Raw genomic sequence first — 26,705 nt, forward strand, 5'->3', positions numbered from 1 at the left:
TATTAATTTTCATCAAAAAGTTTTTTTCTTCTTGCAATTGCTTGTGTTTTTTTAATTTTCTTAATTGATGCTTTAATGTGTTGTTTTCTTGTTTCTTTTTTTATTGCTTCTAAATCTTTATTAAATTTTTTCTTATAACCAGGAGTTACATTTTTATTTTTTTTAAAGCGATTAATAACATATTGCTCTTCTTTATTTCTTTCTATTTTTCGTTTATGAGCAATGATGTTGTCATTAGTAATTTCTGGTAGTAACTTATTATCTTTAATTTTATAGTATTCTATTGGAACGTTTAAATTTTTTAACTTATGAATAGTAGAATTATCACTCTTATCATAAAATACATAAGAAATACCTGAATAGTTAGCTCGTCCTGTTCGCCCTGCTCGATGAAAATAATATTCTAGATTATTTGTCGGTAATTGTAAAGAGATAACATGAGATACCCCTTCAATATCAATACCACGTGCTGCGATATCTGAACAAACAACATATTGATATTCAAAATTTTTAATACGTTTAAAAGTTTGAGAACGTTCTCGTGCTGGTAATCCACCATGTAAGATTGCTACTTTTTTATTTTCTTCAATTAAGACGTTTGCAATTTCTTCAATATTTTCTTTGTTATTAACAAAAATTAAACATAAATAAGGATCAAACATTGTTAATAATGATTGTAGTTGTTTTTTACTATCTTGATGATGACGATTAATAAAAATATGTTGAATTTTTTGAGATTTGTTATCAATACTAATTGTAGTAGCATTAGTAATATATTTTTTTAATCAAGTAACTAGTTGGGGTAATATTGTTGCTGAAAAAGTCATAATTTGAGTATTTTTATTCATTTTAGTAATTAAAAAATCTAAATCTTCCATGAATCCCATATCAAATAACATATCACATTCATCAATAACTAAAGTGTTAGTAGTAGTAATTGCTAACATATTAAGTTCATATAAACGTTTTAATCTAGTTGGAGTGCCAATTACAATTTGTGGTTGATTATTACTTAAATTATTACTTTGACGAATAATATCTTTGCCACCCACTAAACAAGCAATGCTAATATTTTGACCTTTGATTAAAGCTTTTAAAAAATTGAACGTTTGTTGAGCAAGTTCACGAGTAGGTGTAATAATAACTGCTTGTGTTACTTTTAAAGTAACATTACAATTATTTAAAATTGGAATTAAATAAGTATGAGTTTTACCACTACCAGTAGCACTTTTAATAATTAAGTTTTTATTAGTTAATGCTAAAGGAATGATTTCGGTTTGGACTGGTGTTGGATTAATTAGTTTTTCTTTTTTTAAATTTTCAATTAGTCATGGTTGTAAATTAAATTGTTGAAATGACATACGTTCACCTTTTTCTTTAATGCAATATTAATATTTTATCTTATTTTTACTAAGTTCTTTAAAAAATAAGATAAAAAACTTTATTAAAAGTAATAATAATTACTATTTTAATGTTTAAGATTATTAATTTTCAAAAAATAAAAAAATACATCAGTAATTTATACAACTAATTGTTTATCTAAATTTCTAATCTAATAAAAGTAAAATGTCAATAGATTATTTTTAATCATGTAAAATTAACTTAGAAAAAATTTAAGGGCTTAGAAAAGAGGTTTGTAATTTATGTCAGAAGAAGATGAAGAAGAAAAGAAAAAGAAGAAGAAATCAACAAAAATTATTGCTGGTCTTATCAGCTCTGCAGCTTTAATTGGAGCCACCATTGCTGGTGGTATGACAGCTATTGCTGAAACAGAAGGAGAAAAAGAAGAAGAGGAAGAAAAAAATAAAAAAAAATCAAATGGTTCGATCTCTAAACAATCATCAATTAGTGATAATAAACGAATTTTAGCAGTAATTTTAAAAAGCAAAACAAATTTGCAATTAAAAACTGAAGACAAATTGAAAATGACAAGTCCAGAAACTGTAAAGGAGGTTATTAAAGAGAGACTAATTGAAAGTAATCCACAAGCAAATTTAATAAAAGAAAAAATTATTTTAGGTAATTTAAAATATAATAATATGAACATTAAACCAACTACTTTAACAGTTGAAATGACTTATGATGACCCTTTAGTTATTGGAAGTGTAATTTTAAATGTAATTTATCCAAAATAAAAGATAAGAAGAACTTGTTTATAAAATGACGCAAATTTATATATTAAGAAAATTTAGGGGGTTATTTATATGCAAAATAATTTAAATATAATGTTTTTAGTTAATTGATCAGATTTTTCATTAAAGGACTGAATAATCATAGGATTATCAATATTATTATTAATGCTAACTTTTATTTTTATTTTAGTTATTTTTCTTTTTAAAAGAAAAAGATTTAAGTTTAAAATAAACAATATTATAAGTGATAATTTAGTAAAAATAGGTAAAAATAATTATAAATTTTCAAGTAGAAATGCTTTTATACTCTTTAATGAAATTAAATCAATAATTTTAGATAAGCGTTATAAGTATTTTTATAAATTTAAAAAGAGATATAAAGATGGTAGTTTAAATAATGAACTTTTTGATATAGTTCAAAAATATTATTTAAAAAATGAAAAAGAATTAAAGAAAAAACCAAAACCTTTATTTGAAAATAAAAAAAATGATAAACCCAGTGATGCTGTTAATAAAAAAGATGATAAAAAAGTTAAATTTGTTTTTGATGATCAAGAAATGACAGTAAAAATTGAAGAAGATAAATAAAACTACTCAACTGAGTAGTTTTATTTATTTATAACTATTTTTTATCTTTTAAAAATATGTATAAAAATTTAACACCAAATATTCTAGATATTATGATATAATTCTTTAAACTTAATTTAAGTTTTCAACTCATTATTTTATTTTTTAAAGTATATGGGTTTTTTATTTTTTTGAAAGGAAGATTAAAAGATATGTATAGTAAAGTTAAAAAAAAGTATATATAAATTAATTGCTGAAATTAAAGAAGAAATAAAACTTCCAGAAGGATTTGAAGAAAGAAAAATGTACCATGCTTGAGTACAAGAACCACTTTGCAATGTTTTAGATACCACTTGATATCATGAAATTGATATAAAAATTCAAAATATTGAAAAAAGATTAAATAATAATATTAATAAAACTAGTTTAAAAGAAATCAAAATAGAATTGGAAAAAATAACAAAAGAAATTGATCAAAAAAATGGTTGAGATATAGAAAAAGATAATAATTTTATTGATGAAATAAATAAAATAAGTTTATCAATCCAACATAAAACTAAAATTAATAATAAATTTATAGCAAAATAAAAATAGTTACCAAAATGGTAACTATTTTTCTAAATTAAAAAAGATGCTAAAATCAAGAACATAAACTTAATATAAGTTTATAAATACACTATTTATTTTAAAAAGGAAATATAAAATATGGATATAATGTTAGAGAATAACAATAACGAAAAAACAAAAGATGAATCTATTTTTATACCTTCTCCCGCTATTTTTGTAGAAATTTCATTTGAAAACATTAAAACTAAAAAACAAAAACATGCAGAAAGACAAAAAAATATTTAGAAAAAAATAAATCAAATCCTGAATTTATTAGAAAAAAAGAGAAGGAGAAAAAAGACGCAGAAAAAAATATATTGAAAAGAAAAAAAAATAAAGAACTGCTTGATAAGCAAATTCAATTAATGATTAATGAAGTTAATAACTTTGCTAATTATGAAACAATACAGATAGAAGATATATTGCAAGAAAATCAAAAAATTCTGTCTTTAAATGATATTATTGATATTGAATCAGAATATTGAGTATCTACAGTTAACTGTGTAAATTATAATCCTTTTAATCTTTAAAAAAAATCGTAAGTATTACTTACGATTTCTATTTTGTTTACGTTCATTTTTAGTCAAGAATTTTTTACGCATACGAATATTTTGTGGTGTTACTTCAACTAATTCATCGCTAGCAATAAATTCTAAAGATTCTTCTAAACTAAAAATAGTTGGTGGTGTTAATCTAACAGCTTCATCATTACCTGAACTTCTAGTATTTGTTAATTGTTTTGCTTTGCAAGGATTAACATCTAAATCTTTATCACGATTACTTAAACCAATAATCATTCCTTCATACACTTTAGTTTGTGGTTTAACAAATAAAGTACCACGTTCTTCTAAAGAATTTAAAGCATAAGGTAATGTTGTCCCTGTAATCATACTTACTAGAACGCCATTTCTATTATTATTAATTTCGCCTTTTAATGGTTCATATGTAAGGAAACTACGAACCATAACACCAGTTCCGCGAGTAATATTAACGTATTGACGACCAAATCCAATTAATCCTCTTGTTGGAATATGAAAAATAATTTTATCACGAACATTATCAGAATCCATATTAGTCATAATACCTTTTCTTAGATTTAAATTGTTAATAACAGTACTAGTATATTCAGTAGGATGATTTAAAATAATTTCTTCGACTGGTTCAGTGGTGTGTCCTTTTTCATCTTTTTTAAATACTACTTCCGGTTTAGAAATACCTAATTCAAAGCCTTCGCGACGCATATTTTCAATTAAAACAGATAAATGTAATTCACCACGACCAAAAACTTTAAAACCATCAGCATTACTTCCAGATAATTGTTCTATTTTTAAACCAACATTAGTTTCTAATTCTCTTGTTAAACGTTCTTTAATTTTATTACTAGTTACTAGTTTACCTTCAGTTCCAGAAAATGGTGAATTATTAACAAGGAAATTCATTGACATTGTTGGAGCCTGTATTGTAATTGGTTCCATTGGCACAACATTATCTTTATCACAAATAGTATTACCAATTGTTATATTTTCAATACCCGCTATGCAAACAATATCACCAGCAACAGCGTTTTTAACAGCTACTCGTTTTAATCCTTGATAAACAAATAAATATTTTACTTTAGCTTTTCTTTTTAAATCATAATCATCAACAACAATTATTTCTTGTCCTTCAGAAATAGTACCTTGAAATAATCTACCAATTCCAATTCTGCCAATAAAACTATCATAATCTAATGAACTAATTTGCATTTGTAAAGGCTCATTATATTTTACTAATTTAGAAATTTTAGCATGTTTAATAATTGTTTCAAATAATGGTTCTAAATTTTCACTTGGTTGATTTAATTCATATTGGGCAATACCTTGTTTAGTAATTCCATAAAGTGTTGGAAAGTCTAACTGTTCATCATTAGCATTTAATTCCATAAAAAGTTCTAATACTTCATCTTTTACTTCTTCAATTCTTTGGTCTTTTTTATCAATTTTGTTAATCATTAAAATTGGATTTAAGTTATGTTCTAGTGCTTTTTGCAATACAAAACGAGTTTGTGGCATTGGTCCTTCAACACTATCAACTAGTAAAATAACACAGTCTACTGTTTTCATAATTCTTTCAACTTCAGAGGAAAAGTCAGCATGACCAGGTGTATCAATAATATTAATTTTTGTATTACCATGCATGATTGAACAATTTTTAGAATAAATAGTAATTCCTCGTTGACGTTCTTGATCATTACTATCCATTATTTGTTCAACAATAACTTGGTTTTGATGAAAAATATTTGATTGTTTTAATAAAGCATCAACTAATGTTGACTTTCCAACATCGACGTGTGCTATCACTGCAATATTAATAATTTTTTGTTCAGCAGAAACTTTTTCTTGTTCAGACATTTTTCATTCTCCGTTATTCTTAAATTTTGACATTATATAAATTATACGCAATATTTTTAAATTTAGTAAAATAATTAAAAAAATAATTTATTTAAAATGATTTTTTTGACATATAATAATTATCTAAATCTTATGATTTGTGATTTTTTTCATTTTCATGAGTTTTATTTCTATATTTACTTTTTTCATTATTATTTAAAAAATTATTTTGTTGTATTTGTTCGGTTAATAAATATGTTTGTATATCATTAAAATTATTTGTATATATAAAACTGCTACTAGGTTTTGATATTTTTATTTCGATAAATAAACTGTCTTTAGTGTGTGTTTCTAATGTATTAGTATAATGTTTTTTATTAATTAAAGATGTGTTAATTTTTGTTGTTAATTCTCATATTTGATTTTTATTTGGTAATGATAAATCTAATAGTTCTTGTTGCAGTCTTTGTTTTTTACTTGATAGTGATAAATCTAATGGTTTTTCATTTTTTAATTGTTCTGAAAATTGATGAGATATTGTAAATAAATATTGTAATTCTTCATCTGTTATGTTTTCTTGATTTATTAATTCACCTACAAATAAATTTAATTCACTTAATATTTCAAATAATTGTTGAGGTTCTTTTTTATATTTATTAATAAAAAAACTAAATTTTTTTATTTGTGCTAAATATTTGTTTAAAATCTTATTTAATTTCTTTTTTATCTTTTTGTTTTTATTAAATTTTCTCTGAATTTTATTTCTGTATTTTCTATTATTTTCCAATTCTAAAAAATATTTTTGTTGTTTATATAAGTCATTATTGATACTTGCAATTACATTAGTTATTTCAGAAATTTTAAATTTGTAATTAATTAAAGTACTAATTTTTAAATTTCTATTCATCAATTCAAGTAATTTTTGTCTTCTTTCATTCATATTTTTGCCTCTTTCTATATTTTTGATAGTCTAATCTCAAATTTCTTAATAATTATAATTTGTGTACAAATACTAAAATTTCTATAATAACTACTTATATCTATTTTTTAGAATTAATATCTATTTAATTTAAAATTTTTCTATAAACTTTTTTAAAAGTTTTACACACTTTAATGATAACACTTTGGACATATTCCGTAATTAAATTTAATTAATTGTCAATAAAATTGTTTTAAAACTATTTAGTGTTATTGAATATAGAAATAAATATTTTTTGAAAAAATAGTTTAAAAAATGAGTTTACATTTTAAACAAAAAATTGTTAATAATATTTTTATATTAACTCGATAAAAATTTAAATTTTAAAAAAATATTTTTAATATTTTTTTTTATTTTAATGGTTTTATTTTATTAAAAATTTCACAAAGTAAGTTAAATCTTAAGTACATAAGTCTAAATTTAGATTTTCTACATTTATTTACTAAAATTTTGAATCTTTTCAATCAAGCAAAGACATGTTCAACTTTAATTCTAATTTTAGATACAATCTTATTGTATTTTCTTTCTTGTTTAGTTAATTTTTTATTTTTAGTTCTTTTAATTGGTATTATTGTATTTTTATAAATATTTTGTATACCTTGATATCCAAAATCACCAATAATTATTGTTTTTTCTGAAAATTCAAGATTTGAATTTTTTAATATTTGAAAATCATGCACTTTACCATTATCAGCAAAAATATCAACAATTTTTTTATTAAAAAATCATATACAATTTGAAATTTTATAGAATACATTCAACTTTTACCAGAAAAATATTCTAACTGTAGTTTTTTTAGTTGGTCTTTCAATTTCAATCTCAGTTGAAACAATTAAATAAAATTGAAATTCATTTGAATTTTCTTGTTTTTTATCAATTTTTAATTTATATCTTTCTTTTAAAAATTGGTAATCTTTGTGGTTACTAAGTTTATTTTCTACTCAAGTAATATTTCGAAAACAACTTGATGGGCTCATTTTAGATTTAATACTCATTTGAAAAAAAGTATAATATTCTTTTCAGTATAATAAAGTCATCATTAATCTTTCTTCTACTGAAAGTTTATTTTTTCGACCTTTATTTTTTTCTAATTTTTCTATTTCAATTAATTTTTCTAACATTTCATTAAAATGAAAACGTTTTATACCAAAATATCTGTAAAATTCTTCATTTTTTAATTTTTTTAAATTTTCAAAAATCATTTTTATCAACACTTTTCTAAATTTATTGTTAATAACAAAATTATTAATTGACTTTTAAAAAATTTAATTACGGAATATGTCTTTTATAGAAATTGATAAAATTATAATAAATATTTGATTTTTTTATAAAACTATATTTTTATTTATTATTTTTTAAAAAATAATAAATAAAAACTGATAAAATCAAATTATAAAGTTATTTTAGATATTTCGGAGGCAAAAATAATGGCAAATAAAATATTAGTAATTCGTTCTTCTATGATTAAAAAAGAACTATCTTATTCTGAAAGTTTAGTATCTCGTTTTGTTAAATATTATCGTGAATTTCATCCAGAAGATTCAATAATTGAATTAGATTTAAATCAAATACCAATGGCAAGTATTACTATTACGCAAAAAAACTTTACTTCATATTTTAATGAAAAAGATTCTGATTATTATATTAATCAACTAAAAAATGTTAATAAAGTTATATATACAACACCAATGACAAATTTTAATGTTACTAGCATGACAAAAAATTATTTAGATCACATCTTAGTTGCTGGTAAAACTTTTGATTATAAATATACCAAACAAGGTGAAGCTAGAGGATTATTACCACATTTAAAAGTTCAAATTTTGGCGACACAAGGAGCGCCATATGGCTGATATTTATGAGGTAATCATGCAACTTATTTAAAAGGGACATGAGAATTTGTAGGTGCTAAAGTAGTAGAACCAATTCTTATTTGTGGTACTAAGGTTCAAGAACTTCATCAAAATGATGCTAATTTACTTATTGGTTCTAAAATATTAGCAAAAGGTGGAGGTTTGCCAGCATTAGGGCCAGAAAAAACGATGGATAAATTTGAACAGTATATTAAAGAAGCAGCAAAAAAGTTTTAACTTTAAAAAATATATCAAGTTGAGATACTTCAAATGTTACGAATATGAATTTAATGTTTGCTCATGCTTTAAAATTTAATTAAAATTTATCAAAGTGAAATGTATCAAATGTTATGAAATACGAAAGTTTTTCTTTTGATTCAGGACTTCATAACTCAAAAAAATTACCAAAGTTTAAAAAAAATTTTTAATAATTTAAAATACTAATTTAAAAATAGTGCTAATTAGCACTATTTTTAAATTAATTTAAGATTTTTATAGTTTTTTTATCCTAAATCTTCGTCCTTTATTAGAATTTCACGATTAGGATTTTGTTCAATTATTAATTGTTTGTAAATTGTATCACGATATTTTACACAACCATCAATAACATTATCTAAAGGATTTAGAGCAGTACGCACTTCAAAAAGATCTCCTTCATATTTTTGACGCATTGGTTTTGTACCTTTTTCAGTTTTAACTTCAATATAATATTCTTTAGCTAATTCTTCTTGAATAAATTTATCAACTTTTTTAATATAAGCTCCACCACCACAAATTGTGATTCCCTTACCTTTTTTCTTTAAATCACTAATACTTCCAGCAGCCTTGTCACCAACAGTTCTTAGTACTCTACGAATGGCTGGAATAATATGTTCTTTGAATTGAACTTGCATAACATTTTCACGAATTTCTTCTGGTGTAATTTCAATAGTTTTAGAAATTGACATTGTTTCTCCTAGTTGAGAATTTAATCTAGGTAATGAAAAACCCGAAATTGTGTATGGTTTTTCATCTTGATATTTCATAAGTGAGCCAATATTTTTAATAACATCTTCAGCTTCTTTTATTCCAACTTTTAAGGCATGTTTTTTTATAATATATTCTTGAACTTTTTGTATTAAATAGTCACCAGCACAATGTGTTGTATATGAATATAATATTGAATTATTACTAATAATAGCAACATCAGTACTGCCACCACCAATATCAATGCACATAATTGCACTTCCAAAAATATCTTGCCCTGAACCTAAGGCTGCCATTTTTACTTCTTCTTGTACAAATCCACGGAGTGCTCCTAAACGATATACAATATTTTCTAAAGCTTCTTTTTGTACTGAATTAATTTCACTTGGTGTTGCCATCAACACAATCAAATTACGATTTTTATCTAATTTTTCATGTTTTTTTATAGAATTGTTATTAATTTCTTTTAAATTTTTAATTTCAAGTCTGAAATCTTGAAAAATTTTAGTAAGAATACGTTCTAAAGCATCTGGATCAGCAATATTACCATCACGAACTGGACGTTTAATAATAACGTTTTCATTTGTTTTGTCAGTTAAAGCCTTAGCCTCTTCACCGTAAAGAATTCTATTTTTTTCATAGTCTTCAGCTAAATAGGTTGGAGCATCATATCTAAGACCTATATTAATATGTCTAGCTTTAAAGTTTTCTGTTCCGATATCTAAAGCTAATCATTGATAATCAGTTATTGATTTAAGTTTGTTATTTTTCTGATTTAAATTTTCTTTTCTTATTTTAAACATTTCTCTAATTTTCCCTTTCTTTAAATACTTAAATTTTATCTAAATTAATTTTACATTATTTTATAAATAAGTTATTTATATTAATTTATAAGGAAATATGGGATTAATGTTGATAATTTTTATTTATTATATTTTGTTTAAAAAACAGCAAAAACTTTGAAGTATGTAATATATCTAATTTTATAAATATTAAATTTAATTGAATAAATAGTTAAAAATATATTTTAATTATCTGAAAAAATCTCTGGTTTTTATTAAAAAAAGGAGATAAAATAATCATTGGAAAGGAAGGTAAAATTGAAAATAACTAATGATTTATTAAACAACTCACATATTATTTTTGAATCTAATATTAAAAATCAAATAGAAACACTAACTAAAATTACTGATTTGGCATTTTCATTAGGTTATATTACTAATCGTGATGAATTACTAAAAGCATTTCTTGCTCGTGAACAAGAATCATCAACAGGTTTTGAAGGTGGAATTGCAATTCCACATGCTAGAATTAAATCAATTAAAAAACCTGCAATTCTAATATTATGTAATAATAATGGTGTTGACTGAAAAGCAATAGATGGACAATTAACAACTTTTATTATTGCTTTAATAATTCCTAAAACACAAGCAGAAAATTTACATTTAGATATTTTAAGTACACTTGCAATTAAACTTGTAAATGAAGATTTTCGTAAAAAATTAAAAAATGCAAAAAATTCACAAGAAATAATATCGCTTATTAATGATGAAACAGTTAAAAATAGTACTAAAAAAGAAATAAAAACAATGAAAAATAAGGAAACAAAAAAAATTATTGGAGTTTCTTCTTGTACAACTGGAGTAGTTCATACTTACATGTGTAAAGAATTATTAGAAACCGCAGGAAAAGAACTAGGCTATCAAGTACATATTGAATGTCAAGGTCAAAAAGGACCAGAATATGTACTAACAGAACAAGAAATTAAAGAAGCGGATGTCGTTATTTTAGCAACAGATGTTGCAATTGACTTAGAACGTTTTATTGGTAAAAAACATATACTTGTGGTACAAAACCAGTAGTTAAAGATACTAAACAAACTATTAAAGAAAGTTTAACAAAAGCAAAAATATACGGTGAATCTAATGGAAATAGTGGTGATTTCATTTTAAATACTTCGAAAGGTAAACCAGCAATTTTAAAAAATTTATTAAGTGGAGTATCATATATGATACCATTTGTTGTTTTTGCTGGTTTAATTTTTGCTATTGTTGGTGGTATCGCAAAAGGTACTTTTGGTAATGGATTTGAATTTAAAAATTCATGAGAAGAACAACTTGCTTGATTAAAAACAAATCCACCAGGAGTTAATTCTGGATTAATTGGTGGTACAACGTTAATGCATGTATGGTGGTTGGCCCTTAATTACTGGACCATTTTTGATATAAAATTCTAAATTTTAATTTGTAAAATTGGTGGTTTTAGAAATTTAGAATGTATTCTTTCATAATTATAAAACATAACATATTGATTTACATCATTTATAGCTTCATTGATGGATAAATATTGATTTGATCCTTTAGGTAGTCATTCTTGAGATAAATGAGAAAATCAGTTTTCAGATAATACATTACCACCAATATCATAAGGTTGTTTTTTGCTTAAAATTATTTGTTTATCCTCTGCTCATTTTGTGATATCCTGACAATAAAATTCGTTGGCGTTATCTGAATGTAAAATAACATTTTTTACTTGATTTCAAGAAAATTGTTTGTTGATTTTTTCAAGAGCAGGAAGAATTAAATCCTGATATGATTTATTAGGAGCAATATTATAACTAACAACATTATTTGAATAAAAATCAATAATTACAAAAAGATATAATCATCCTTCTTTAGTATTTATTTGTTTAGTGTCCATTGATCAAATTTGATTTGAAGAGGTTGTACTTTTATAATCTTTGTTTACTTTATCCATTGTAGGTATTCACTTATTTGGATTTTTTTTGTTTTTAGGATAGTTATTTTTAGTTTGTTTTAATCCTTGAATATTGTGTTCTTTCATAATTTTTCGCATTTGTTTTATTGATAATTCTATATTTAAAATGATATTTTTTTCTTGTTTTAATCACTCTTTAAAAGCTGAAAAAATTCTTAAATATCCATAAATTCTGCCTTTTCTTGTAGAATGAAATTCGATTAAAAGTTGGCATATTTTTTGATATTTATGATTGCATTTAATAATATGATTTTCTTCTTTTTTAATAGGTTTTTGTTTATTTTTTAAAAAGTAATATGTTGATCTGTTTAATTGAAGATATTGACATAGGTTTCTAATTGAATATTGATTTTTACAATCATCAATAATTTTAATTTTTTCTTTGATATTTAATTTGTTAATTACTAATGCTATTTGTTTAATTTTATCCATTAATAAAAATCCTTTCAGGTTAAAATTAGTGTTAATTATATAACACAATTGTTTTTAGAATACATTCAGGTTTTTTAAATTAATGGTCTAGTAAAAAGGGCTAAGTGGCTATTAATGATTATCAATAACATTGCTGGTATTGGCTTTACATTGATGATACCAATCATGGGTGCTTATATTGCTTATTCAATCGCAGGACGTCCCGGTATTGCTCCAGCAATGATTATTACATTTTTATTAGTATCACCTGGTACGGGAATGTGGTTTGGATGAGGAGTATTTAATCTTACTGCTAGTTCTAAAATTGATGCAAGTCAACCTTTTCAGGGTAACGCTAATGTTTCATGAACATTATTTGGTGCTCTTTATGGAGGATTAATGGTTGGTTATTTAGTTAGATTTGTAAATTCATGAAAAGTACCAAAATGATTATTACCAATTATGCCAATTATTATTATTCCTGTTTTTTGTACAGCAATTATTGCAATTCCAACCGCTTTCTTTTTAGCAGCACCATTTGGATATGTAATGGGTGCATTGGATTATGGTTTAAGTTGAATGGGGTTATATCCAAATATAGGGTTTTTAGTTGAATTATTATTAGGAGCAATGGTTGGATTTGATATGGGTGGTCCAATTAATAAAACAGCTGTTCTTGTTGCAACATCATTAATGGTACAAGATGGTGGTCGATTAATGGACCAGTAGCAGCAGCGATTCCGATTGCGCCATTGGGTTGTGCATTAACATCAACAGTATTTAGTCGTAAATTATTTACAAAACAAGAACAATCATTAGGGTGAAATGCCTGATTATTAGGGTTTATGGGAATTTCTGAATCTGCTATTCCATTTGCAGTGAGAGATACATGAAGAACAATAGTTGCTAATGTTATTGGTAGTGCTGTTGCGGGTGCTTTAGCATTTGGTTTTGGTGTACTTGGTCATGTCGGGGCTTGAGGTTCTTTTATTATTGCTTTATTTGGTGGTGTTACTAATATTGATGGTAGTTATATTGGTATTTTATGATATGCAGTAGCTATTATTATTGGTACGGTAGTACAATCTATTATTTATACTTCACTTTTATTGCAAAAGCAAGGATTATATAGATCTTCAATTTTAACGTTATTAAATAAAATTGGAATTAAAACTAAAAATAAAAAAAGAAAATAATATTAATATATGAATAATAAAAAAAATTGATGATTTGAAAATCAATATAGTCGAAGTACAATAACTATTGATGATAAAAAAATAACTATTTATCATAAAGGATTAACAACTTTTAGTTTAAAAAAACAAACTAAAAATATTATTATGATTAATAATATTAATTATTTAGTTCTTAGAAAGCCAACTTTTTGACAGTGTGGGTACCTTTATTTTGTTTTAAAAAATGAAATTGAAAAAACTAATAATCAAGAAATTTTATTATCTAATTTGTGTATAGCCTTCAAACGAAAAAATGAATTTAAAGAAGCAGAAGAAATTAAGAGTATTATTGATAATTTAACTATTTAAACTAAAAAAAGCATTTTAATTGACACATTAAAAAAAATAAATTACAATTCTAATTATAATTTAATAGATGTCCAATCCTAATATAGATATTTCTCTATATTAGGATTTTTATTAAATTAAAATATTTGAAAGGGAGATTAAAAGATATGCCTAAAAATATACAAAATATACAAATGACAGAAAAAGAATATAAAAATTATAAAAAACAAAAAGCAATTCAAGAAGAAATGATATTAAAAACAAAAAGTACAGCAAAAAAAGCGGGGAAAATTGCTATTAATCATGCGCCAACAATAGGTGGTACGTTGGGGTTTTTAGCAGGTGGATTTGGTGCAGGACTTACTGATAATAATTATAATACTATTTTTGATTATTTTTACAAGTATGCTTTTAAATGCAAAATAACGCCTAAATTAAAGGCGTTTATTTTGTGAGACCTATAACTATTAATTATATTGAACTTGTTTATTATATTTTAAATATGAAAGTATTTTTTTAAATAATTTTGATTTTAGTCAAAATTACACTTATATATGTTTATAATATTAAAGTAAATTATTTTTTTAAATATATTTACAATAAATTTAGATTTTTTTTAAAATAGTTAGGAGAAGTAAATGTGAATTTTAATTACAAATGAACTTATAAAGAACAATATCCTAAAATTGATAATTTAATTTTAGAACATATAACAAAGAAATGAGAAAAATGAGATTGAAGAATAAAAAATACAAGAGATAAAAAGAAATATAAAATTGTTGATTATGAATATCGAACAAGAAAAACAATTAAAAGAATTGAGTATTCAAAATAATTCAGTCGATGATATTCTTACAAAAGAATTAGCAAACACATTATCTACTGTTCCTATGACTTTTGCTACTTTAAATAAGGGTAATCCTATTTCTCAAGATGTAATAAATGCTGCTAATTTAATGTCTATAAGTCCATCTTCAAAACCTGTTGCTGATAAACAAAAAAAACCAAAAACCTCTTATTTCTATGTAATATCATATACATTTATAGTTTAAAGGAGGATTACTTATGCATTTTGATCCTATCGAAGACTTGTTTAATGATTTAGGTTCACAGTTTCAGTCTTTTGAAAATGATACTGAAACTTTCTTTAATAATTTTGGTGATAATATAAGTTCAGAATTTGAAGTATTTACAAAAGATTTAAATACTAATTTTCAATCTTTTAGCAATGATGCAAGTAATGTCTTTAATGATCTAGGTAAGGAGTTTCAATCTCTGAGTAATGAAATTAGTGAAGGTTTTCAAACATTTGTTCATAATTTTGAAACTGCCTTTAAAGATTTTGGTAATAATATAAAAACTTTTTTTAATAATATTGGTAATAATATTGAATCATTTTATAACGGTATTACTTCATTTTTTTTAGGAATTGAAAATTTAATTAAAATTATGCCCTATGCAATTGGTGGAGTAATTGGATCAGTTATAGCATTTAAGATTTATAAAGCAAGAAAGTCAATGTTAAAAAATGAAAGAATAAGAAAAATATATAAAATTTGTAAAAATCAAGAACTAAATAATGATATTAAAAATGTTAATTTTGATAAATTAAAACCAGTAGTAAATAATACAAAACTTACAACAAGTAAATCAAAAAAGTTTACTAAAAAAATTTGGGAGATTGTCAAAAATCCGGAATAAATTAATTCATATAGTCTTATTATTTTGTTAGACAAGAAATAATTAGGATTTTTATGAAATTGTACATTCATCTTACTATTTTTTAAAAGATATTTCAACTAAAATACTTATAATTAAGTTTAGTAAGTGCTAAACTTATGGAATAAAGTTAAGGAGAATTTAAAAATGAAAATTAAAACACTTAAAAAATTACAGTTATTAACTGTATCATTATTTATTTTAACTATTTTAACTTTAATTATAGGATTGTGATTAATAGGTTTATTTCATGGAAAAGAAGTAGTAATCTCGAAAGATATTTCTTTACATAAAATTTTAAAAAAAATATTTAAATATAATGGTTTTATATTATGAAGTAAATATAGTTTATATTATATTCTAAGTAATAATAACATTTCTCTTAAAAATTTTGGAAACTATTATACTGTTCATAATTATTATCATTATTCTTTATTACAATTTAAAATTGGAATTATTTTTTGTGAGATTTTAGTACCAATTTTAATATTTATAACTATATTTTTAATTTTAAGAATAGTTTATTTAAAAATAAAAATTAAAAATAAAAATTTTTGAGACTTTATTGCAAATTGTGAAATAATCAATAATTATTACATTCATTAAAACTATGTTTCTAAATTTATCTTATTACATTTAAAAATAACCATTTTAATATAAATTAAAATATTATATGTTCTATTACCAAGCATTTCTTTTAAAACATGTCAAATATTTGTTTCAGTAAAGCAACCAATATTTCATTTTGCAACTTGATTTTCAATACCTTGTTTATTATTTTTAAAATATTTTTTCTTTAATTTTTTATGATTATCTAATTCTTTATATAAATAATCAATTAATTGTTCATATTGACCATTATTAATTAAATTTTTACAGTAATTATATTCTTTTAAATATTTTCCTTTATTTCCCGCCATTATACCAAGATATAATGTTCCAATTAAATGGAATTTATCTAAAACAAACTGTGCACCTAAATAATCAGCAACATCTTTAATTCATCCTGCACTATCACCACAAATAATAATTTTTGCTTGTTCAATATTTTCATAAAATTTTTGACAATGTTCTTTAACAAATTCAGCAGTTTTTTTAACGCCAATTGCTATTTTTGTTGGTCTTATAATTGCCTTTACTCTTTTATTTTGTACTTTATGATTAATATTATCTGTATATGTTACTATTAATCGCATAGAATGCTTTGTACCTTTACGTTTAAAATTTCAAAATTTTCGGTGACCATCATCAATAGCAACAAAAATAGGTTGATTTTTTTCTAATTTTACTTTTACTGGATTTGCTTCAATTACTTCTAAATTTTTAAAAACTCTATGAATAGAACTAAAGACATATTCCGTAATTAAATTTTTTAAAAGTCAATTAATAATTTTAAAATTTATTTTATAATTTTGTTATTAACAATAAATTTAGAAAAGTGTTGATAAAAATGATTTTTGAAAATTTAAAAAAATTAAAAAATGAAGAATTTTACAGATATTTTGGTATAAAACGTTTTCATTTTAATGAAATGTTAGAAAAATTAATTGAAATAGAAAAATTAGAAAAAAATAAAGGTCGAAAAAATAAACTTTCAGTAGAAGAAAGATTAATGATGACTTTATTATACTGAAAAGAATATTATACTTTTTTTCAAATGAGTATTAAATCTAAAATGAGCCCATCAAGTTGTTTTCAAAATATTACTTGAGTAGAAAATAAACTTAGTAACCACAAAGATTACCAATTTTTAAAAGAAAGATATAAATTAAAAATTGATAAAAAACAAGAAAATTCAAATGAATTTCAATTTTATTTAATTGTTTCAACTGAGATTGAAATTGAAAGACCAACTAAAAAAACTACAGTTAGAATATTTTTCTGGTAAAAGTTGAATGTATTCTATAAAATTTCAAATTGTATATGATTTTTTAATAAAAAAATTGTTGATATTTTTGCTGATAATGGTAAAGTGCATGATTTTCAAATATTAAAAAATTCAAATCTTGAATTTTCAGAAAAAACAATAATTATTGGTGATTTAGGATATCAAGGTATACAAAATATTTATAAAAATACAATAATACCAATTAAAAGAACTAAAAATAAAAAATTAACTAAACAAGAAAGAAAATACAATAAGATTGTATCTAAAATTAGAATTAAAGTTGAACATGTCTTTGCTTGATTGAAAAGATTCAAAATTTTAGTAAATAAATGTAGAAAATCTAAATTTAGACTTATGTACTTAAGATTTAACTTACTTTGTGAAATTTTTAATAAAATAAAACCATTAAAATAAAAAAAATATTAAAAATATTTTTTTAAAATTTAAATTTTTATCGAGTTAATATAAAAATATTATTAACAATTTTTTGTTTAAAATGTAAACTCATTTTTTAAACTATTTTTTCAAAAAATATTTATTTCTATATTCAATAACACTAAATAGTTTTAAAACAATTTTATTGACAATTAATTAAATTTAATTACGGAATATGTCCTAAGACTAATATTTACTTTTTTTATAATATCTCAAATATCTCTGTATCTTTTTCCATCAGCAAAATATTCAATAATAGTTTGTTCAACATCTTCACCAATTCTTTTATATTTAGGTAATTCTAGTCATTCATCAACTAAACAAATACGAACTCATTTTTGTAATTTTTCATCAAAGTATTCATAAATTCTTCTTTTATAAGTTACCATTCCATATAATGTTTTTCTTGTTCGATATTCATAATCAACAATTTTATATTTCTTTTTATCTCTTGTATTTTTTATTCTTCAATCTCATTTTTCTCATTTTTTTCTTATATGTTCTAAAACTAATTTATCAATTTTTGCACTTTGTTCTCTAAAATTTCATTTATAATTAAAATTCATATTTACTTCTCCTAACTATTTTAAAAAAATCAAAATTTATTGTAAATAATTTAAAATATTAATTTACTTGTTTATTATATACATATATAAGTGTAATTTAAAATTAAATAAAAAAACCACTTTCATATTTAAAATATAATAAACAATTTCAATATAATTAATAGTATAGGTCTCATAAAATAAACGCCTTTAATTTAGGCGTTATTTTGCATTTAAAAGCATACTTGTAAAAATAATGAAAAATAGTACAATTTAAAAGTAAAATCAAGGAAAAAAGGAGTAATTTAAGATGAAAACATGAATAAAAACAAATTTAAGTAAAATAACATTAGCATTAGCACTAACTGGTGCTACAACTGGAACAATAGGTTTAATCATGGGGGGTGCTTATCCATAATGTAGGTACTAATGTTAAATCTTATCTAGAAACAAATGGACAAGTAATATTAGGAACAACAACTATATGGTCACATAAAAGTTTAGATAATCATCAAATATATTTATATTTTGATAAAATAAAGCATAATGATGATGATATAGTATGAGATGGAAATTATCCAGAAGGATATTTTAATCATTAAATTTCTATATTTATATAAGAAATATTTTCATTATATTTATCGAATAAATTAATATTTTTTAAATCAATTTCTTGTTTATCAGTTAATAAAATTAAATCATAATTTCCAGCACCAAATATACCATTAATTTCAATCCGATTTAAGTTATTAATCGGATTTTCAATTTTTAACTCAAATTCACTATTATTATCAATTTGTGTAATTTCTTTATAAAATTCTAATTTAGAAAATAATTGTGTTTTATTTGAACCATATAAGTTTAAAGCATTTTTAATTTTAGATTTTTCAATAATTGTTCTTGTAAAATACTTTCCATATTCACCATTACTTAATGTTCAATCAGCAGGAATTAATGAAGGAATATTATTACTTTCTAATTCATTTGTAATAGATAATCAATTAAACTGGTTATCATCTAATTTAAATAATTCATTTTGACTAATATCATTGTTTTTTAATTTAATATTATTTATATCTGTAAAATCAAAATACTCAGATTTTAATATTACTTTTACATCTTTAAATTGTCAAATATCATTTTTGCTAGGATGTATTGGGCTTGATTTTAATTCAAAATAATAAGGTAATAAAATTTTATTATCATCATTTAAACCTTTACTAATAGACATATTTGAATAAATATTATTTGATAACATAATAATTATTTGTTTAAATATTTTTATTTGTTCTAAATTAATATAATTTGGATAATCTAATTTTCATTGTTTAAACAAATTAGTAATAACTTCATCGGGTTTTTGACCTTCAAATTTTTCACGTAATTTTGCAATAGCATTTTCTGGTTTTCCATTTTTATCATTATATGTAGCACCCTCAAAGTTTCTATTATAGTTATATGTATAACTTAACATATCTAATAATAGTTGTTGTAAACTATCAATTGTTGGTGCATCTTGTATTTCAATTGCTATACTTTTAAATCTATTATTGGTTGCAAGATAAACATATCATCCTTCATTACTATAAGATAAAACTTTTTTATCTTCTAAATGTATTTCGTGTTTTAATGGTCAATTACCATCTCAAACAGCACCCATTTCTCAACCTAATCAAGTATCAGTTACTCTTGCATTATTAATAACTTCTTTTCTTGTTACAGTACCAGTACTAATTTTAATCAAATCTAAAACTGATTTTTCTTGTCCTATAAATTGTTTTGCTAAATTTCAAGGCAATATTTGTTCACTAAATCATTGTTGTAATATTCTAACTTTTGGTTGAGTTTCAATAGGCATTGATAATAGCGGAAATGCTATCTTATCTTTGACAAATAACTTTGGGTATACTTCCATATTGTCAACTTCACCAAGTACCTTTATATTACCAAAAATCATGCTTCTAGGGGCTTTAATTTTTAAACCAGTTACTTTGGTATCTTTGTCTAATGGTTTTTGTAATTTAATAATAATGGGATAACCATCTCTTGTTTTAAAATCTTTAATTTTAATAATAGTAATGCTTTTAGTACTTCTTGTTTTTGGATTTTGATAAGGTTGTGAATAGTTATTAATGATATATAAATTATCAATATTATTTTCAATTAATGGTTCATTAATAGATACTGCATATAATTTAAATTGATTTAGTAAATTTATTTCTTGAAATATTAAATTTTTAATATCAGTCATACTATATTCAATTGTATTATCATTAATATTAGTACTTGCTCTTTGATTTAATTGCATAGTAAAATCAGATGTTTCAACAGCAGTAGTTTTTAATACTTTATCAATATCAATAAAACCAATTTTAATAGTATTTGCTGAAAATCTTAAACTATTATTTTCATTATTTTTAAATAAACGTTCAATTTCATAAATATAAATTGTTCTTTTTTTAAATTCATCGTATGCTCTATTAATATCTGGGTCACTAGTAGCACCCATCATATTAGTAAAATCATAAGGAATATTATCAATTAAATAATCATTTTCTACTTCTGCTTGATTAAGTTTAGTTTGTTTCTGTGGAAACTTCGTTTGTGGTTTGTTGTTGTTTTCCATTGTTCTCTCCTATTAATTGGTTATTTTCGGGATTAAATAATTTTAATTTAACTGTTAAGTTATTAATTTCTTGTTCATCATTAATATTAAATGTTTTACTATTTAATAAATCTTTATCTAAACGTACTAATATTTGAATAAATTTAAGAATATCAATATTAAATTGCCATAATTTTTGTTCAATATAATTAATGGTTGAAATATTTACAGCTGTACTTTCGGGAACTGATTGTTGTGCAGATTTCTTTTGACTTGGTATATGAATACCACAACGTTTAAATATTTCATTAACATTTCAATCGTATATATCAGTTAAATTTTTACCTTTAAAATTACTATTTGTCATATTGATGTTTTCGTTTTGTTCATTATTATCTCCACCACTTTTAAATATGTAGTTTTTAGTAACTAATGTTCTAACAGCTTCTTCTAATGTTGATTGAACATTACCATAAGTTTGACTAAAAATAAACTTTGGTGAGTTTAAAATAGTATCTAAAACTATTTGTTCATAAATAACATCTAATGCTTTAATTTTATCCATTACTTTATCACAATCTGCTAATTCATTTGCTTTATTTCGCATAATTACTATTGGTATATAATTAATATTTAATGTTTGTTCTTGCAATAAATTAGGATTATTATTATATGTTCTAAAATCTAATGGAAATTGTTTTTTATTATCACTAATACTATAAATTGCACGATTAATAGTTACTTGTTCATTATTTAGTGTATAAACTTCAAATAATCTTACAGTTTGTGCATTTTGTTCATAATTATCATAAAAAATAGTACATTGAATTAATTTACCAGTAATATCATAAACTCTTTGTTGTATATCTACTACTTGAAAATATAAATTATCATTTGCAATATAAATTAAATAACCACTAATTCCTAATTTACTTAATTTAAAAATAGAATTTCAATTTTTTCTATAAAATTCTTGTTGAATTAGATACTGTTTAATAGTTTCATTATTAATTTCTAATGGAGCATTATATAAATTAGCATTATTTTCTGCTACAAAATCAGTGAAATAAGTTTCATGGTTAAAATCATTAAAACCAAAATAATTTAAAATTGAAGCATGTGTACTTTTATTTTTATTAGTTAAAAATTTTAATTTTTCACCTTGATTATCATTAATATTATTTTTATCTTTTCTTTTAAATAGACTTATCATAATATTCACCACCTTTCTTTTTAAAATATTTGATTAATTTTTAATATAATTTTGACAATAATAAATATAATTAAACCAGCAGTTGCTGATGATAGAATTACTCCAATTAAACCTAAAATAATCTTTATAATTTTAAAAAACATAATACTATTCCTGTAATTCTTCTAATTTTAAAAGTTGTCCAAATGTAAAAGGATATGGAACAGTAGTCATGAATATACTATTTTGATTTACTTGTAATCACGTATATGAACCATCTGTATATATAAAACTATCTAAATATTCTGTATTATTATTTCCACTATATATAAATTCTTTATATATTCATGAATATTCTGTTTTATCATTAGTAGCACAATAATTGTAATAAATACGATATATTTTATTTTTAATAAAATTAAATTGAATAGTTTTATTATCTTTTTTTGTTCCTACTTCTTTTCATTTTGGACATGGACAAGGAGTTGGTGGTATTGGTGGAATTATTGGTAATATTTGTTCACTATAATTTTTTGTATTTATATTTTGTGCTTCTTCTAATGAATATATAAAACCAGTAGTATCATTAACATGTGATAAATATATTTTATTACTTGAAACAACTAAATCAGTGTAATTATCTACACTTTTTTTATTTGGAGATGAACCTACAAAATAACTATCTAATTCAGTAATTGCTCCACGATATATAAAAATTAAATATTTAACAGCACCAGTATCATTAATTAAACCCCAAGAATAGCCAATCCGATATAAAATATCTATTTTAAAATTATATTCAATAGTATTATTAGTTTTATTACCTACATTTTTTCATTTAATAATATTTAATTTATCAATATTAGTTTTAACTTCATTAATAGCACCAACAATAGTTTTATTAGTAGTTTCTAAAATAGGAATTTCTTGACCAAGAGCATTTAATTGAAATGCAATAGGAAAGTTTTGTTCTGTTTCTATTAATTTTTTATCTACTTCTGGTTTTGTATAATAATTATTTGGGTCAACTCCACCACCAGAAGCACTAATAACATTATTTTTAATCTTAATATTTTCACCAGCAGTTAATTTATCTTGTTTTTTATCTAATAAGTCATTAGTTTCTATTTTTGTATAATAATCACGTTCAGTACTATCTTCTGCTATAAATTCAATTGGTATTCCATTCCCTTGATATTGATATATATTAGAAATAAATCCTGAATAATATGTCCCGGGTGTAGCACTAGCGCGAATTTTACAATTACTGCAAGTTAAATATAATCTAATATTATTAGTTTTATCTGAATAAAAAGTATCTAATAGAGTATATGATTTTATTGCAGATTCTTCATCTAATTTAAATATAGATTTTCTAGTATATTTATATTTATAAATATCACTCTCATAAATATAACCTCATATTACTAATATTTCTTTATTTAAATTATCAATTGAAAGTTCATTAGATATCTCTTTTCATAATGGACTAGTTTCAATATTAAATCAGTTATTTTTAATATCATCAATATTTTGTTTATTAATCTCAATTTTATTTGCTAATAATTTGATATTATTATCAACTTTAGTTTCTAATAATTTAATACTATTTTCATTTGTAGTAATTCGTTTTTGTTGTTTAGCAGAAAAATCACAAGTTGGTGCATGTGTATAATCACCAATTTGTGGATTATTTTGTAATGCTTCTGGTGGTAATGTACCAATTTCATCAGGTCAATCTAAAATCATTGTTTCAGTTTCTTTATCATAATCAGTTGCTACATAACCTTTATTAACAAATTTACTAACAGGACCTCTATATATTTCATTTTCATTATCATCAACTAAATCATCATACAATTTAATTTGTTTTAATAATGTAAATTCTTTTTGTTGTTCAATTAATTCATCAACTTGATTTCTAGTATAAAATGCTTTTAAGTCAATTTTTTCAACATCTATTTCATCATCATTATAACTTGAAAATATTTGTTTTAATTCTGTTAATCTTGCTCATATTTTCATTCTACTAGGTGCTAAATCTCAAACATTAATCGTAGGAGTACTATTTGCACTAAATTGACTACCATTATTAAATTGAATAGTAGCATCAACATTAAATTCAATTGGTGTACGATTAAATACTCAATGTTCAACCATTACATAAACCATATCTCTTAATGTTTCTTTAATTAATTCATCTTTAAAACTATCAAAAGGAAATTTAGATAAAATAAAATCAAGATAAGCATTAATATCATTTTGAGCACGAATAGCAAAAGTTTTAAATCAATCATGAGCGTTTGATCATGTTTGTATATATTGCTGTGGTGTTTTTGTAATTTTTCCAGTTAATGGATATCAGTTATTATAATTTTCAAGACTGACACCAGTTCAAAGTTTATTAATCATAATTTATCATTCCTTAAAAAATGCTTTTTTATAATGATGAGTATGTTTTTTTGTTTTTTTATGTGTTATATGTTCAATTTCTTTTTGTATTTTATTTTTACCTTTTTTTAATTTTTTCTTACTTTTTGCTATAACTTGACTATATGCAAACTTTTCTAAATGATGTAATAATCCAGTACCAAATAAAGTATTTACTGAAAATTTTAAACCAACATTTTTAAATGATTTGTTAATATTTTCAATAGGATTATTAATAACATTTACTACTTTATGATAAGTTCTAATAGTTCTAAATATTTCTCTATATACTTTAAAACTATCTCTAATTACTTGTTGCACCACTGGTGGAGCAAATGCTATTGCTTTTAATCATTTATTACTATTTACCCCATAACCAATGTATCAACCACTATATCAACGATATCAATGAAATGGATGTATTTGAGTAACAAAAGTTTTTGCTTTAAGAATACTATCAACAACTGTAATTGGTTTATATTTAGGATTGCGATGATAAATAGTAATTGCACATTTATCTAATGATAAAGGTTGAATTTTACAACCCATAAATACTGGTGAATTTAATGGAATTAATTGTGCATGTTTAATTGCTCTTTTTTCTGCACTAGTAAATAAATCAGTTGCTTTTTGTTTTAATTTATTAATTTTTTCAAATGCTTGTTTTTCTAACTTTTCAAATTTTTCTTGTAATTTATATATACTTTCTCGTATTTTTTCAAAATATGATGTATCTTTTCAAAATTTATTTAAACCTTTTTTTAAATAAAATCTAATATCAAAATATTTAAAAGTTTGATTTGCTTTTAAAACAAGTTGATGAATAACATTATTTTTAAAAGCAAATTTAATAGCATTAGCACGAATTTTTTGTAAATCTAAAATTAAAGTTTTTCCATATCTATTTTCTGTATGTATTGTATGAACTAAATTTAATCAATCATGCTGATTCATAGATAGTACTTTTTTTAAATCAGTATTAAATTTTTTTAAAAAGTTATTTGCTTTTTCGATATCTTTAATTTTAAATTTAGGAGTTAATTGTGGACTTAATTTTATTAATGTATTTTGTAATAATAAGTGTTCCATTAATTTTTCTGTTTCTAATTTTTGAAAATTATTCTTATATTGTCTTTCAGCAACATAACCTAAATCTCGTAATACTGTTTCACGATTAGGAGTAAAACTATAATTCATTAAATAACGTTTATTACCAATAATTTTATCTGTTAAAATTTCTTTTCCACTTACTTGACTAATAATTTCTTGTAAGTTTTTTGCTTCTTTAATACCAACTTGTTCTAATGTTTTAGTTTTTTGTGCTAACTTAATAAATTTAGTTGTACGATAACCACGACTAATTTTATTAAGTCCAGCAAATGCTGGTAATATATTAAAAAAAGTATTTAATGGTGTTACATTTCCTTTTAAATAATCATAAACTTGATTAATAGTAAAATCAGTTAAAAATTCTACACCAACAGCACTAATACTAGCAATTAAATCACTTGCACCTAATCCAAGTGCTATACTTTCACTTAATCCACCAGTAAAAGGAGCAAGTGCTACTGCTATAACTTGTACACCAATCATTTCTAAAATTTCTCATCAAAAACTTTTATTTTCTTGTTGGTTACTTGTTCTAGTATGTTTTGGTTTATTTATGTTTAAAAGTATTGCTGTATTAGTTGTACCTATTGGCATGAT

Annotated in this window: 32 protein-coding genes; 18 read left to right on the plus strand and 14 right to left on the minus strand. The window is 22.6% G+C overall.

Translation table 4 applies throughout. The annotated features are described in order from the left end of the window. Positions 1–2: 2 nt before the first annotated feature. Positions 3–1,361 (minus strand): DEAD/DEAH box helicase, encoded by a 1,359-nt coding sequence (locus tag AAHM89_RS06620; protein WP_342265798.1) that lies wholly within the window; start codon positions 1,359–1,361, stop codon positions 3–5. 282 nt (positions 1,362–1,643) lie between these two features. Between AAHM89_RS06620 and AAHM89_RS06625 the strand changes: the two genes are divergently transcribed. From AAHM89_RS06625 to AAHM89_RS06645, 5 genes are all read left to right on the plus strand, one after another. Beyond that, the gene (locus AAHM89_RS06625; protein WP_342265799.1) at positions 1,644–2,135 is read left to right on the plus strand and encodes a hypothetical protein; all 492 of its coding nucleotides are present in this window, start codon (positions 1,644–1,646) and stop codon (positions 2,133–2,135) included. 69 nt (positions 2,136–2,204) lie between these two features. Next, a complete protein-coding gene (locus AAHM89_RS06630; RefSeq protein ID WP_342265800.1) occupies positions 2,205–2,720 on the plus strand; it encodes a hypothetical protein in 516 nt (171 codons plus the stop codon). Between the two features lie 282 nt (positions 2,721–3,002). Beyond that, positions 3,003–3,287 (plus strand): hypothetical protein, encoded by a 285-nt coding sequence (locus tag AAHM89_RS06635; protein WP_342265801.1) that lies wholly within the window; start codon positions 3,003–3,005, stop codon positions 3,285–3,287. A gap of 117 nt (positions 3,288–3,404) precedes the next feature. Continuing rightward, positions 3,405–3,551: a hypothetical protein gene (locus AAHM89_RS06640; RefSeq protein WP_339045953.1), complete on the plus strand. Its 147-nt coding sequence runs from the start codon at positions 3,405–3,407 to the stop codon at positions 3,549–3,551. 71 nt (positions 3,552–3,622) lie between these two features. Continuing rightward, on the plus strand, positions 3,623–3,835 hold the full coding sequence (locus tag AAHM89_RS06645) for a hypothetical protein (protein ID WP_342265802.1): 213 nt from the start codon (positions 3,623–3,625) through the stop codon (positions 3,833–3,835). Positions 3,836–3,850: 15 nt separating this feature from the next. On the opposite strand, the gene typA is transcribed toward AAHM89_RS06645, so the two are convergent. The 4 genes from typA to AAHM89_RS06665 all read right to left on the minus strand — a co-directional run bounded on the left by typA (position 3,851) and on the right by AAHM89_RS06665 (position 7,855). Next, positions 3,851–5,695 carry a translational GTPase TypA gene (gene typA / locus AAHM89_RS06650; protein WP_342265803.1) on the minus strand — a complete coding sequence of 615 codons (1,845 nt, stop codon included), beginning with the start codon at positions 5,693–5,695 and terminating at the stop codon, positions 3,851–3,853. Positions 5,696–5,825: 130 nt separating this feature from the next. Continuing rightward, a complete protein-coding gene (locus AAHM89_RS06655) occupies positions 5,826–6,614 on the minus strand; it encodes a hypothetical protein (protein WP_342265804.1) in 789 nt (262 codons plus the stop codon). Between the two features lie 389 nt (positions 6,615–7,003). Next, the gene (locus tag AAHM89_RS06660) at positions 7,004–7,414 is read right to left on the minus strand and encodes a transposase family protein (RefSeq protein ID WP_342265805.1); all 411 of its coding nucleotides are present in this window, start codon (positions 7,412–7,414) and stop codon (positions 7,004–7,006) included. Between the two features lie 3 nt (positions 7,415–7,417). Further along, complete coding sequence (locus AAHM89_RS06665) at positions 7,418–7,855, minus strand: transposase family protein (RefSeq protein ID WP_342265806.1); 438 nt, start codon at positions 7,853–7,855, stop codon at positions 7,418–7,420. A gap of 225 nt (positions 7,856–8,080) precedes the next feature. Here AAHM89_RS06665 and AAHM89_RS06670 point away from each other — a divergent pair, with 225 nt between their 5' ends. After that, positions 8,081–8,743, plus strand: coding sequence for an FMN-dependent NADH-azoreductase (locus AAHM89_RS06670; protein ID WP_252320342.1), 663 nt, complete (start codon positions 8,081–8,083; stop codon positions 8,741–8,743). Between the two features lie 266 nt (positions 8,744–9,009). Here the strand turns inward: AAHM89_RS06670 and AAHM89_RS06675 are convergent, their stop codons facing one another. Then, complete coding sequence (locus AAHM89_RS06675) at positions 9,010–10,275, minus strand: rod shape-determining protein (RefSeq protein WP_342265807.1); 1,266 nt, start codon at positions 10,273–10,275, stop codon at positions 9,010–9,012. Positions 10,276–10,572: 297 nt separating this feature from the next. On the opposite strand from AAHM89_RS06675, the gene AAHM89_RS06680 reads away from it, so the two are divergent. Both AAHM89_RS06680 and AAHM89_RS06685 read left to right on the plus strand, forming a co-directional pair. Continuing rightward, positions 10,573–11,334, plus strand: coding sequence for a fructose PTS transporter subunit IIA (locus AAHM89_RS06680; protein WP_342265808.1), 762 nt, complete (start codon positions 10,573–10,575; stop codon positions 11,332–11,334). Between the two features lie 146 nt (positions 11,335–11,480). Next, positions 11,481–11,708, plus strand: a complete 228-nt coding sequence (locus AAHM89_RS06685) for a hypothetical protein (RefSeq protein ID WP_342265809.1) — start codon at positions 11,481–11,483, stop codon at positions 11,706–11,708. Here AAHM89_RS06685 and AAHM89_RS06690 read toward each other — a convergent pair. Continuing rightward, the gene (locus AAHM89_RS06690; RefSeq protein WP_342265776.1) at positions 11,705–12,682 is read right to left on the minus strand and encodes an IS3 family transposase; all 978 of its coding nucleotides are present in this window, start codon (positions 12,680–12,682) and stop codon (positions 11,705–11,707) included. The two genes, AAHM89_RS06685 and AAHM89_RS06690, sit on opposite strands and share 4 nt — an antisense overlap. 114 nt (positions 12,683–12,796) lie before the next feature. Between AAHM89_RS06690 and AAHM89_RS06695 the strand changes: the two genes are divergently transcribed. The 7 genes from AAHM89_RS06695 to AAHM89_RS06725 all read left to right on the plus strand — a co-directional run bounded on the left by AAHM89_RS06695 (position 12,797) and on the right by AAHM89_RS06725 (position 15,885). After that, positions 12,797–13,390, plus strand: coding sequence for a PTS transporter subunit EIIC (locus AAHM89_RS06695; RefSeq protein WP_342265810.1), 594 nt, complete (start codon positions 12,797–12,799; stop codon positions 13,388–13,390). Between the two features lie 23 nt (positions 13,391–13,413). Then, positions 13,414–13,857 (plus strand): hypothetical protein, encoded by a 444-nt coding sequence (locus tag AAHM89_RS06700; protein ID WP_342265811.1) that lies wholly within the window; start codon positions 13,414–13,416, stop codon positions 13,855–13,857. 9 nt (positions 13,858–13,866) lie between these two features. Next, on the plus strand, positions 13,867–14,205 hold the full coding sequence (locus AAHM89_RS06705; RefSeq protein ID WP_342265812.1) for a hypothetical protein: 339 nt from the start codon (positions 13,867–13,869) through the stop codon (positions 14,203–14,205). Between the two features lie 146 nt (positions 14,206–14,351). Further along, positions 14,352–14,648 (plus strand): hypothetical protein, encoded by a 297-nt coding sequence (locus tag AAHM89_RS06710; protein ID WP_342265813.1) that lies wholly within the window; start codon positions 14,352–14,354, stop codon positions 14,646–14,648. A 176-nt stretch (positions 14,649–14,824) separates the two neighbouring features. Then, positions 14,825–15,019 (plus strand): hypothetical protein, encoded by a 195-nt coding sequence (locus AAHM89_RS06715; RefSeq protein ID WP_342265814.1) that lies wholly within the window; start codon positions 14,825–14,827, stop codon positions 15,017–15,019. Further along, a complete protein-coding gene (locus AAHM89_RS06720) occupies positions 14,970–15,236 on the plus strand; it encodes a hypothetical protein (RefSeq protein WP_342265815.1) in 267 nt (88 codons plus the stop codon). Before AAHM89_RS06715 ends, AAHM89_RS06720 begins: the two co-directional genes overlap by 50 nt. 13 nt (positions 15,237–15,249) lie before the next feature. After that, the gene (locus tag AAHM89_RS06725) at positions 15,250–15,885 is read left to right on the plus strand and encodes a hypothetical protein (protein ID WP_342265816.1); all 636 of its coding nucleotides are present in this window, start codon (positions 15,250–15,252) and stop codon (positions 15,883–15,885) included. Positions 15,886–16,511: 626 nt separating this feature from the next. Here the strand turns inward: AAHM89_RS06725 and AAHM89_RS06730 are convergent. Further along, the gene (locus AAHM89_RS06730; protein ID WP_342265817.1) at positions 16,512–17,099 is read right to left on the minus strand and encodes a UPF0236 family transposase-like protein; all 588 of its coding nucleotides are present in this window, start codon (positions 17,097–17,099) and stop codon (positions 16,512–16,514) included. A gap of 254 nt (positions 17,100–17,353) precedes the next feature. On the opposite strand from AAHM89_RS06730, the gene AAHM89_RS06735 reads away from it, so the two are divergent. Both AAHM89_RS06735 and AAHM89_RS06740 read left to right on the plus strand, forming a co-directional pair. Next, a complete protein-coding gene (locus AAHM89_RS06735; RefSeq protein ID WP_342265818.1) occupies positions 17,354–17,791 on the plus strand; it encodes a transposase family protein in 438 nt (145 codons plus the stop codon). Between the two features lie 3 nt (positions 17,792–17,794). Further along, on the plus strand, positions 17,795–18,205 hold the full coding sequence (locus AAHM89_RS06740) for a transposase family protein (RefSeq protein WP_339046744.1): 411 nt from the start codon (positions 17,795–17,797) through the stop codon (positions 18,203–18,205). Between the two features lie 173 nt (positions 18,206–18,378). Here AAHM89_RS06740 and AAHM89_RS06745 read toward each other — a convergent pair whose 3' ends face one another. Continuing rightward, on the minus strand, positions 18,379–18,792 hold the full coding sequence (locus tag AAHM89_RS06745) for a UPF0236 family transposase-like protein (protein ID WP_342265819.1): 414 nt from the start codon (positions 18,790–18,792) through the stop codon (positions 18,379–18,381). Positions 18,793–19,175: 383 nt separating this feature from the next. Between AAHM89_RS06745 and AAHM89_RS06750 the strand changes: the two genes are divergently transcribed. Continuing rightward, complete coding sequence (locus tag AAHM89_RS06750) at positions 19,176–19,373, plus strand: hypothetical protein (protein WP_342265820.1); 198 nt, start codon at positions 19,176–19,178, stop codon at positions 19,371–19,373. Here the strand turns inward: AAHM89_RS06750 and AAHM89_RS06755 are convergent. Genes AAHM89_RS06755 through AAHM89_RS06775 form a run of 5 tightly spaced genes read right to left on the minus strand, consistent with a single transcriptional unit; the run spans position 19,370 to position 26,702 of the window. Continuing rightward, positions 19,370–21,397, minus strand: a complete 2,028-nt coding sequence (locus tag AAHM89_RS06755) for a hypothetical protein (protein ID WP_342265821.1) — start codon at positions 21,395–21,397, stop codon at positions 19,370–19,372. The two genes, AAHM89_RS06750 and AAHM89_RS06755, sit on opposite strands and share 4 nt — an antisense overlap. Continuing rightward, a complete protein-coding gene (locus AAHM89_RS06760) occupies positions 21,348–22,589 on the minus strand; it encodes a hypothetical protein (RefSeq protein WP_342265822.1) in 1,242 nt (413 codons plus the stop codon). The genes AAHM89_RS06755 and AAHM89_RS06760 overlap by 50 nt, the downstream gene beginning before the upstream one ends. 20 nt (positions 22,590–22,609) lie before the next feature. Then, entirely contained in the window at positions 22,610–22,732 is a 123-nt protein-coding gene (locus AAHM89_RS06765) for a hypothetical protein (RefSeq protein ID WP_255495924.1), read from the minus strand. Between the two features lie 4 nt (positions 22,733–22,736). Further along, positions 22,737–24,980: a hypothetical protein gene (locus AAHM89_RS06770; protein WP_342265823.1), complete on the minus strand. Its 2,244-nt coding sequence runs from the start codon at positions 24,978–24,980 to the stop codon at positions 22,737–22,739. Between the two features lie 3 nt (positions 24,981–24,983). After that, on the minus strand, positions 24,984–26,702 hold the full coding sequence (locus AAHM89_RS06775; RefSeq protein WP_342265824.1) for a hypothetical protein: 1,719 nt from the start codon (positions 26,700–26,702) through the stop codon (positions 24,984–24,986). Between the last annotated feature and the right edge of the window lie 3 nt (positions 26,703–26,705).

It is taken from the genome of Spiroplasma endosymbiont of Villa modesta (genome assembly GCF_964030925.1).
Lineage (GTDB): Bacteria > Bacillota_I > Bacilli_A > Mycoplasmatales > VBWQ01 > Spiroplasma_E.